Raw genomic sequence first — 10,601 nt, 5'->3', positions numbered from 1 at the left:
TTGTTCTTTTTCTTTATCAGTAATCTTCTCAAGATTCGCTACTGTTACTTTACTGAAGTCAAAGTCTAGGTTATCTAAACGACGTTTAGCTTTAGAATCGTCTTTTTCTTTCACTAGTTTGTCTTTAGAAATGGTTGCTGTAGAACCGTCTGGTAATGTTACTGTTGCGTTTCCTTTGTCGTCTACTACTACAGTTGTACCTTCTGGGTTGACTGCTTCAATTGCTTTCTTAATAGCTTCTTTTTCAAAGTCTTTTAAGTTTTCTTTATTTCCAACTAATGTACGGAAAGCAGGTGTTTTCACTTTAGCTTTCTTCGCTTCGTCAGCTAGGTTTGCAGCTGGGATTACTAAGTCTGAAGCTGGAATATTAAGAACAGTTCCATCTGGTTTAGTTACAGTAGCATTTCCCTTACCGTCTACGACTACAGTTGTGCCTTCTGGGTTTACTGCTTTAACTTTATCTTCAATCGCTTTTTTCTCTTTTGGTTCTAGAGAATCTGGATTTCCTACTACAGTCTTAGCTGCTGGTGTGTTTGCATCGTTACCACCATTAGTTTTCGTAGCGTCCTCTTCTACTTTAATTAAATCTGATGCTGGGATGACTGATACATTACCGTCTTTCGTTACGACTGTTGTATTTCCATTTTCATCTACTACTACAGATTTAGCTTCTGGATTTACTGCTTTAACCTTGTCTGCGATCGCTTTCTTATCATCGTCAGTTAACTTAGTTGGATCGGCTACTTTTATTTTCGCAACTGGAACATTTGCATTCTCCTTAGCTGTTCCTGCAGTTAGATCAGCTTGAGATTTTGTTAAATCTGATGCTGGAATTACTGCTGTCTTACCATCTGGTAATGTTACTGTTGCATTACCCTTTTCATCTACTACTACAGATTTAGCTTCTGGATTTACTGCTCTTACTTTATCCCCGATTGCTTTCTTCTCCTCTGGAGTTAGGCCATCTGGACTCTCTACTTTCACCTTAGAAGCTGGTTTAACGATGTCGTTTCCTGCTTTTGATTCATTTTCTGCATCTGCATTCTTAGTTAAATCTTTCGCTGGAATTACTGCTGTCTTACCATCTTTAGTTGTTACTGTTGCGTTTCCTTTTTCGTCCACTGCAACTTCCGCACCTGGATTTACTGCTTTAATTTTAGCTACGATTGCATCTTTTTCATCATCAGTAAGTAATTCTGGATTTGCTACTACAGTCTTATCTGCTGGTTTAACTACATCATTTCCTGCGTTTGGTTTTGCAGCTTCGTCTGCTGATTTAGTTAAATCTGACGCTGGAATTACTGCTACTTTTCCATCGTTAAGTGTTACTGTTACATTTCCTTTGTCGTCTACTGCAATGTATTTAGCATCTGGATTTACCTCTGATACTTTCGCACCGATAGCATTTCTTTCAGCATCTGTTAACGCATCTGGATTTGCTACTACAGTTTTATCTGCTGGTTTAACAATGTCGTTTCCTGCTTTTGGCTTAGCTACTTCTGTTGATGGTTTCGTTAAGTCTTTTGCTGGAATTACTGCTGTCTTACCATTTGGAAGTGTAACTGTTGCATTTCCTAAATCGTCTACTGCTACAAACGCACCAGGATTTACTGCTTTGATGTTATCTTCGACAGCTTTCTTAATAGCAGCTTTCTTATCATTATCATTAAAGTCTGCTGGATCTGCTACTACCTTATCAGCTGGTTTGTTCACGTTGTTACCTGCTGTTGGTTTAGTTGCTTCGTCTGCTGTTTTCACTAAGTTTTTAACTGGAATTGTTGCTATAGCTCCATCTTTAGTTGTTACTGTTGCATTTCCATACTTATCGAAAGCTACTTTTGCTTCTGGATTTACTGATTTTATATTTTCAGCGATTGCAGTTTTATTTTCCTCAGTTAAGTTATCTGGATCTGCTTCTACTTTATCAGCTGGAGTGTTTACATTATTTCCTGCATTTAGTCCCTTAGCTTGTTCTTCTGTTCTTACTAAGTCTTTTGCAAGAATTGTCGCAGTAGATGTATTAACATCGCCATTTTCATCTTCAGTTTCAACCGTTACAGTTGCATTTCCTTCATCATCCACGAATACTGTGATTGTTTTTGCATCTAGGTTTACTGCTTTGATTTTCTTAGCAATAGCTCTTTTAGCTTCGTCTGTCAATGGTTTACTTGTATCTGCTACTACCTTATCTGATGGTTTATTGATGTCGTTTCCAGCTTTTTCGTTAGCTGCTTGGGCATCAGTCTTCACTAAATCTTTGGCTGGAATTACAAAGCTCTTACCATCTTCTGTAGTTATCGTTGCATTTCCATTGCCATCAACAACCACCGTTGAACCTGGGTTCACTTCCTCAACAGCTTTCTTAATTTTAGCTGCTTTATCCGGATCATTGTCTAACACTTTATCAACAGGTTTCTTAATTAAATCTTGTTTAGCTGGATTTGTTAAGTAAGCTACTGGTTTTACTAAATCTTCTACCGGAATTGTAGCTGTAGTCTTAGTATCGTCTGGATTTGTCACCGTTACTGTTGCATTTCCTTTGTCGTCAAATAATACAACTGTTGGATTATTAGCATCTTTATCTGGGTTTACAGCCTTGATGTTTTTCTCGATTTCTTTAATATCCTCTGCCGTTAGGTGGTCGCGATCTTTTACTAATACTCTATCTGCAGGTGTACTAATTTTGTTTCCTGCTTTAACTGTTGCTTTATCTGCATCTGTTTTAGTTAAATCGCCTACTGGAATTGTAACTGTCTTACCTTCTGGTGTTGTTACGATTGCATTTCCATTTTCATCCACTACTACTGTAGCATCTGGATTTACACGTTGAACTTTATCTTTAATCTTATCTTTTACATCAGAAGTTATTCCTTCAGCACCTACAAAGACTCCATCTGCTGGTTTGTTAACAAGGTTACCTGCTTTAGGATCATTTGACACATCTTCTTGTGTTTTCACTAAATCATCTGCTGCAATTACTGCTGTTTTTCCATCAACAGTTACTGTGGCATTACCTTTGTTGTCTACGAATACTGTAGCGCTCGGATTTGCTCTTAAAACAGAATCTTTAATTGCTGTTTTTTCTGTTTCTGACAAACCATCTTTATTCGCAACTACTGTTTCGTCTACAGGTATCTTAACTGCCGCTTGTTTAGTTGGATCTGTTAAATCAGTTTTTGCCTTCAATAAATCAGCCGCTGGAATTGTTGCTACAGCACCATCTTTTGTTGTTACTGTGGCATTTCCTTTATCATCTACTACTACTGTAGCATCTGGATTTATTGCTTTAACTTTATCTGCAATTTTTTCTTTTAACTTAGCAAGTTCTTCTGGTGTTAAGTTAGTAATATCTTTATCTAAAATTACTCTGTCTGCTGGAGTATTCACTTTGTTACCCGCAGTTGCAGATTCTTTATCATCAGGATTTTTTAGTAAGTCTTCAACAGGGATTGTTGCTGTTTTGTATGTTGTAGTACCATCTGCGTTTGTTTCAGGTACTGTTACTGTTGCGTTTCCTTTGTCGTCAACGAATACCTTTGTTCCTTCTGGGTTAACTGCTTTAATCGCATTTGCAATCTTAGTTTTAAGAGTTTCTTTATCAGCTCCTTCTAAGTCTGCTGGTTTTGCTGATACTTTATCTGCTGGTTTATTGACATTGTTTCCTGCGTTTGCACCATCTGCTTGATCTTGTGTTTTCACTAGTTCAGAAGCTGGAATAACTTTAGTTTTTCCGTCTGGTGTTGTTACTGTTGCATTTCCATGGTCATCCACTACTACTGTTGTAGGGTTTGATGGATCACTTGGATTTACTTTTTCTACAGCAGCTTTGATTTTAGCGATATCCTCTGCTTTTAATTTAGCTGGGTTCTTAACAATTGTTTTGTCAGCTGGGTTCTTAACAACATCTTGTTTGTCAGCTTTTTCTAGGTCTGCTACGTCTATTGCTAAGTCAGATGCTGGGATTGTCGCTACAGCTCTATCTTTCGTTGTTACTGTGGCATTTCCTGCTGTATCGAATGCTACTGTTGCACCTGGGTTCACTTTCAAGATTTCAGCTTTGATTTTTTCTTCATCAATTGCTTTGTTATCAGAGCTTGTTACAACTACCTTCGTTGCCGGTGTGTTTACTTTGTTTCCAGCATTGGCCTTAGCTTTGTCAGCTGGATCTTTTAATAAATCTTCAACAGGAATTGTCGCTGTTTTTCCATCTGGAGTAGATACTGTGGCATTTCCTTTTTCATCAAATACAACTTTTGTTCCTTCTGGATTTACTTTAAGAATTGCTTCTTTAATTTTATCTTTATCAGCTTGTTGTAAGTTATCTTTATTTGCAGATACTTTATCTGCCGGTTTGTTTACGTAGTTTCCTGCTTGTGGATTTTCTGCATCTTTTGCAGTTTTCACTAGGTCAGATACTGGAATTGTTGCTGTTTTTCCATCTGGTGAAGTTACTGTTGCATTTCCTTTTTCAGCTACTACTACTGTAGCATCTGGGTTTACTGCTTTCACTTTTTCTTCAATTGCTTTCTTAGTAGCTTCATCAATATTTGCTGGGTCTGTTACTAAGATTCTGTCTACTGGTTTATTGATGCTGTTTCCTGCTTTTGCAGTTTCTTTGTCAGATTCTTTCTTAACCAAGTCAGCTTTTGGAATAACTACAGTCTTACCGTCTTTCGTTGTTACTGTGGCATTTCCTTTATCATCAACTACTACAGTTGAACCTGAGTTGACTGCTTCTACAGCTGCTTTAATAGCATCTTTAGATGCGCTTAAGTCAGCGTCTGGATTATCAACTAACTCTGGAGCAATAACTAATTTATCCGCTGGTTTGTTTACGGCGTCTTGTTTAGTTGGGTCTGCTAAATCTGTTTTAGCTTTTACTAAGTCAGCTACTGGAATTGTTGCTGTTTTCGGTTGTTCACCTTGTGCTGCTGGTGTTGTTACTGTTGCATTTCCTTTATCGTCTACTACTACTGTAGCATCCGGATTTACTGCTTTAACTTTTGCTGTAATATCTTCTTTCAACTTAGTAAGTTCATCTGGTGTTAATGCCGTAATGTCTTTTTCTAAGACTACTCTATCTGCTGGAGTGTTTACTTGGTTCCCACCACTTACTGTATCCTTATCACCATCTACTTTTACTAATTCACTTACTGGAATTGTTGCAGTCTTACCTTCTACTCCTGGTGAATCTGGTGTTGTTACAGTCGCATTTCCTTTTTCGTCAACTACTACAACTACACCTGGGTTGACTGCTTCAACTGCTACTTTGATTTTAGCGATTTCCTCAGGTTTTAAGTTAGCTTTATCAGCTACTTGTACTCTGTCTGCTGGGTTGTTGATGTAGTTACCAGCTTTTGAATTTGGTAATTCAGTAGATTTCTTAATTAAATCATCTGCATCGATTACTGCTGTCTTACCTTCTGGTGTTGTTACGATTGCGTTACCTTTATTGTCTACCACTACAACTGCATCTGGATTTACTGCCTCAACTTTTGCTTTAATTTCAGCTTTTACTTTTTCAAGTTCTGCACCTTGCAATGCTGTTATATCATCAACGACAGTTTGTGAGTTTGGTTTGTTGATGTCATCTCCACCACTTGCTTTGCTAGCTTCTTCTGGTGTTTTGAATAAGTCAGCTGCTGGAATTGTTGCTACAGTACCATTTGGAAGTACTACTGTTGCATTTCCTTCATCGTCATATTTAACCTTGGCATTATCACCATTTAATTTTTTCAATTTCGCAGTTACTTTTGCTTGATCATCTGCGTTTGTCGCATCTCCGACTACTTTATCCGCTGGCTTACGAATTCCTGCATTAGCTGAACCTGAATCATCCTTTTTCACATCATCTAATGTACGAACCAATTCAGAAGCATTGAATCCTGCTGTATGTCCTTCTGGAGTTGAAACAGTTACTGTTCCGTGTTCATCAATTGATACAACTGAGTTAGGGTTAACGTCACGAACAGCTTTTAAGATTTTTTCTCTTTCTTCTGGTTGTAAGGCTTCAGGATCTTTAACGATAACTTTATCCATTGGACGGTTGATGTCGTTACCACCACCTGCTTTATCTAAATCAGCTTCAGTTTTTGTTAAATCTGCTTTCGTAAGATTTTTAATTTTACCATTTGGTAATGTCACATCAAAAGTACCGTCATCTTTTAATTCTATTCTTGTTTCTGGTGGGTTTACTGCTGCAATCGCGTTTTTAATTTCTGTTATTTTCTCTTCGCTAAGAGGAGCTGTTCCCTCTGGAACTATTACTTTATTAGCTGGTACACGTACAGAATTGATTGCTGCTATTGCATTTTTAGCAGCGTCTTTAACTTTATCCACATTAGCATTTTTCTTAGCAGCTGCGATAGCTTCTTCTGATGCTTTTTTAACTTCATCTACTTCTGCTTGAAGTTTCGCACTCGCTTCTGGTGTTAATGTAGTATCAATCTCACCTTGAAGTTCAGCTTTTTTAACTGTTGCAGCATCTGCTACTTCTCTATTAGCTTCTGGTTTTTTCTCAGCTGTTGGATTCGCTGCTACTATTGCAGCTAGTCCTGTATCTTTTGCTTGATTTACTTTATCTTGTGCCGCTGTCGCGTCTTGTTCAGAGTTTACAAAGTTTGGTTGTCCGTCAATCGCATCTGTTGCTGTTTTAGCATCTGCTTTCGCTTGTGTCTTAGCTGTTTCTTTCTCTTCGTCTGTTAAGTCAGTACGAGCGTCGATTGCTTTTTCTTTTTCAGCTAGTTTATCTGCTACAGTTTTTTTAGCTTGTTCTTTTGCGATTGGAGTTAGATTTGTTGTGTTATTTACACCTGCAGTTTTAGCATCATTTACTACTTTTTGCGCTTCTGCTGCTTCTTCTGCTGTGTCTTTGTTGTCAGGTTGAGCCTTAATCTTATCTGACTCTTCACCTGCTAATCTCTTAGCTTCTTTCTTAGCATCTGCTTTTTCTTTATCCGATAAGTCAGCACGAGCATCGATTGCTTTTTCTTTTTCAGCTAATTTATCTGCTACTTCTTTTAGAGCGTTTTCTTTAGCTACCGGATTTACTTTTCCTACAGCTGTAGCACCGTTAGTTCCGGCTGTTGTTACATCTGCAGCATTTGTAGCGTCATCGATTTTATCTAAGGCTGCTTGTTTAGCTTCATTTACTTTAGCAACAGCCGCATCTTTTTCAGCTTGTGTTAATGCACCATTGTTATTGATAGCAGCAATTTGCTCTGTTGCCTTATTATTTACCGCATTAATTGCTGGATCTTTATCTAATTTAATATATTCTGATAATGGTCTTTTATCTGTAGAACCATCTTTATAAGTTACTACTACATCAGTAGCTGTTTTTGTTATAGATTCAATTCTATTGTCCTGATTCTCAACTGCTGTTCCTTTTTTATCTTGAGGAATATTTTTATCAGGATTCTTTGTAGAATATTCAATTTTCACTTTTTCTTTAATTGAATTGAATTCAGCATCGCTAATTGTATTAAGATCAGAAACTGATACTTTTTCTGCTGAAGCCGCAATGTCATACTTAGCTGTTTGAGCTTTTAACACAATTCTGAATGCACCTGGGTCAGTTGCATATGAAGAACCAGTCGCATGATTGGAAATATCTTTTCCATCTGTATCTGTTGCTGTTGCATAACGAGTTACGATTGGAAATTCACCATTTTCATCCGTTGGGAATGAAGATGCTGTTAATCCTGGTGTTGTCTTCGATAAGTTACCAGTGATGTGAATAGTTGCAGGATCTTCTGGTGTAGCTGTTGTTTCTTCAGAAATTTTTCCTACTGTCATATCGTATTGATTATCCAAAACATTAGGATCATTTTGACCAGCCTTCTGAGGCAACTCTTTATTTCCACCTTGTCTAACAGACGCTTCCACTACCTTACCTGTGTCATCTGTATATTTAATTGGAATATCGAAATCTTCATTTGCATATACATAGACATCTTTTTTACCATCTATAGAGTAAGGGATTGTTACTTCTGGAGCGTTATTTTGGCGAACTTTAATCTTATATGTGTAGTCAGCAGATTCTTTCCCTTGGCTGTCTACTGCTCTAAAGATTACAGTATGTTCACCTGCAGCTGAAGTATCTACTTTTACAGCATTTTCATCTCCATCAATTGATACTATTCTCGCATTTCCTTTAGTGCCTAAAGTAGCATTTAGATCATCTTCATGGTCTGTTACTTTCACAAGTCTTAATAAATCAGCTTTTGTTACAGATGCATCTGTTGGAACTTCTTTTTCATTTTTGTTTTCTTCCACTGCTGATACTACTGGCGCTTCGTTAGTAACTTTAATTTTCGTTCTGCCTAAGTGATGTCCATGAGTAGCCCCTCCATTATGAGGAATAACTTCTAAATCTACTCCTTCTTTGATATTTTCTGTTAATGTTAAAGTAACAGTATCATAAAAATCACCTTTTACAACTTCCTTAATTGTTGCTTTATTAGCATTCCCACCAGACATCACTAATCTTCCGTCATCTTCACGTTTAATATCAAGTTGTGGTCTTTGGTTGTTATCTTTATTTGTATACCAGAAATATGTGAATCCAGCATCATGAGGAACTTTTAGCGTTACTTCTTTAGATCCAGCTACAACGCTCTTGCCATCTTTTGAAGCTGCTGACGGTAAGATTTGAGCAGGCCCGATAGATACTTCTTGGTTTTTAGCTTCACTTTCTATACCATTAACCGTTTGAATAATTTCTACTGGGTTTTTAGGCTTACTTACATGGAATGTTCTAGCTGCTTCTCTTGCTCCAGATAAAGCTTCATTACTGTTCAATCCTTTTTCTAGAGAAATTTCCCATTTCCCTTGAGCATTTACTGTTGTTTCTTTTTCTAACAATACTTCTGTTTTTTCTGGGTTTCTTACAGTAACTTTAACAGTTGCTCCAGCCACACCAGTACCAGTAATTTTTTCATCTGTTGAGAAAATAGTATCTCTTGAATTAGCTGCTGTATCTACCACTGGTGCTGGTCCACTCTTGATTAACTTCCCTTTAGAAATTGTATCTGTAGATCCATCTTTATATGTAACAACAATATTTTCTCCAGAATCGGCTACAGTTTCAACTACATTAAGAGCATTCTCAAGTAAAGTACCTTTTTTATTTTCTAATTGTGCATCATCATTGTTCTTTGAGTATTCAACCTTAAGCCCATTTTTAATATTCGCTAATTCTTCCACTGTTAATTGTGCTGCATTAGCGACTGAAATTTTATTATCACTTGATAAATTTACTACATCGTATTTATATGTTTGAGGTTTAACGATAACATAAAGTGCGCCTGGGGCATTGTCGTTTGCGTCTATTGCTCTTAAAGTATTTCCTGATTTATCGGTCGCTTTAACATAACGCCAACCTAAATTTAACCCTGTAGTTCTAGCATCCTCTAATTGTTTTTGGCTTAATGTTCCACCAGGAAGACCAGTATAATGAATAACAGCCGGATTAGATTCACTAGCAGTCGTCTCTTTAGAAAATTCATTTGCCTTGTATCCAAATTGTACGTCAAGCATATCTGTTTCCCCTGAAACAGAATTAAATTTATTATTTCCACCTTGTAAAATAGTTACATTTTCGACAATTCCAGAATTATCTTTAATTTTAATATCAAACCCTTCTGCTTCTCCACCATATACATATACATCTTTACCATTAGCGTATGGAATTTCTGCCACTGGTCCTTCTGTATCAGTTGCTTCTGTTCTAAGCACATTATCTTTATCTAACGCTTTCCCATTACGTGAATCATGAGATCCTGTATTTTCGATTGAGTTAGATTCTGATTTAGGTTCAGTGTTTTCTGCTTTTTTACCTACAGTTGGTTGTCCGTTGGTAGTGTCTACTTTCGGAGCGTCTTTTGAATCTTTTGGTTTATTTTTTAATTTTGAGCTTACTGTAGTGACAAGGTTTCTGTAAGCTACGTTCAATTCATCTTGAGTAGTTGCAGAAGCGAGTGTAGACTCGGCAGAAGCCAATTCATCATTCAAAAGAGCAAGGCTTTCCTCTGTTTTATTAGCATACGTACCTGCAGAAAGTTTTGATTTAACTTCTGAAATGTAGTTTTCAAGTTGCTTTTTGTCCAAAGCTGGAGTTGTTACTTCTGGTGCAGCTGGTTTTGCTGCTGGAGTTGTTGATTCTTCTCCAGCTGGTTGTGCTGGTTCTTCTACGACTGGTTGTGCTGCTGGAGTTGATGGGGCATCAGGGGCTGGCGCTAGAGCTTCTACATCTGGTGTATCTTGTTTGCTTAGCTCATTAGCTGATACAGCTCCATTCCCCAAGAACATGAACAGGGCAGCAACTGCTACACTGGCTGCTCCAAAACTATATTTACGGATTGAGTAACGTGTGACCTTCTCACGGTGCAAGCATTCAACACGAATCATAGGCGATTTCTTCTCCACTTATTATGTTCTCCTTAAAAATATTTTTTTATTTCCATATCTACATGCAAAGATTCCTCGCCATGGACGAGGTTTTGTATGTGATACTTTACTTCTTCATTGTACATGATAAGTGATATATATGCAATCTAAATGCTTATCAAATTTACAAAAAAAAAACAATTTTCAGGAAA

Annotated in this window: 1 protein-coding gene; it reads right to left on the bottom strand. The window is 37.3% G+C overall.

Annotated elements, in window-relative coordinates:
* A partial coding sequence (locus SMIDD26_RS00610; protein ID WP_246746833.1) for a MiiA motif-containing surface protein occupies window positions 1-10,410 on the bottom strand: 10,410 nt, incomplete at its 3' end.
* Window positions 10,411-10,601 lie beyond the last annotated feature (191 nt).

This window comes from Streptococcus mitis, from assembly GCF_001579035.1.
GTDB lineage: Bacteria > Bacillota > Bacilli > Lactobacillales > Streptococcaceae > Streptococcus > Streptococcus mitis_J.
This window is presented reverse-complemented; position numbering and strand designations above follow the sequence as displayed.